1 protein-coding gene is annotated in these 343 nt (G+C 43.1%); it reads right to left on the reverse strand.

Going from position 1 to position 343, the window contains the following annotated elements; all coding sequences use genetic code 11:
• On the reverse strand, positions 1–343 hold a 343-nt coding region (locus JUI58_RS27535), incomplete at both ends, for an ATP-binding protein (protein ID WP_204101969.1).

Raw genomic sequence — 343 nt, forward strand, 5'->3', positions numbered from 1 at the left:
TCAACTTCCTCAACTTCAATCTCAAAGTGGAATATAGTTCCTTTTCCGACTTGGGAACTCACGCTCATTTCGCCTCCCATCAACTGCACGAATTTGCTACTAATGGAGAGTCCTAAACCCGTTCCTTCTTGAGATTGTTTGCCACTTTCGGTTTGAGTAAAGGCTTCAAAGAGTTTGTCTAGGTCTTCTGGGGCGATACCCGCACCTGTATCTTCGACTTCAAAGGCAATTTTTGAGGCTTCTAGACTTTGACTCCTGACAGAAATACCTCCCGCAGAGGTAAACTTGAGAGCATTATTAATCAAGTTAATCAGAATTTGGCGAAGTTTGACTTCATCAGTGC

It is taken from the genome of Spirulina sp. CCY15215 (assembly GCF_016888125.1).
In the GTDB taxonomy this organism is placed as follows: domain Bacteria; phylum Cyanobacteriota; class Cyanobacteriia; order Cyanobacteriales; family Spirulinaceae; genus CCY15215.